This window comes from Ochrobactrum sp. MYb379, assembly GCF_037479515.1.
In the GTDB taxonomy this organism is placed as follows: domain Bacteria; phylum Pseudomonadota; class Alphaproteobacteria; order Rhizobiales; family Rhizobiaceae; genus Brucella.
In genome coordinates this window covers 1-542 of record NZ_JBBGYW010000046.1, presented here as the reverse complement: position 1 = coordinate 542, position 542 = coordinate 1, and the positions used below count along the sequence as shown (strand labels likewise).

The following is a 542-nucleotide window of genomic DNA, read 5'->3' as shown; positions in this document are numbered from 1 at the left end:
AATGCAGCACTCCGTAAGGAGAATGCCGAGCTCCGTCTGGAAAATACCCAGCTTAAAGTTGAGAACCAACTCCTTCGCGATGAGATTGCGCGACTGAAAAACCTACCGCCACGACCACCGTTCAAACCGTCAGGGATGGACAAGGCAACGGATGCGAAGGTTCTCGACAGCCGTGGTGGCAAGAAAAAACCTCGTGGACCAAAACTGGATGTGGAACGTGTTGACCGCGACATTGTTCTTCGTGCCAGTGTTCCAGACGGCTCACGCTTCAAAGGCTACAAAAGTTGTTACGTGCGAGATGTGGTTTTGCGCGCTGAGGTTATTCACTACCGGCGTGAATGCTGGGTGGCACCGAACGGTAAAACAATCCTTGCTCCGCTGCCTGTTGGGATTGTCGGTGGTTGTGGCCCGAACCTCAGGCGCTTTTGCCTGATGTTGCATGCACAAGGACAAGTCACGACGGAACGATTGTCTGCATTGCTCAATGACATTGGCATGGACATCTCCAAGCGCCAGGTCGTGCGTCTGCTCACCAAAGGACT

The 542-nt window shown here is 53.3% G+C and carries 1 pseudogene; it reads left to right on the top strand.

The window, feature by feature from the left end:
- Positions 1–542 (top strand): annotated as a pseudogene (locus tag WH356_RS24000) (IS66 family transposase); the annotation flags it as partial.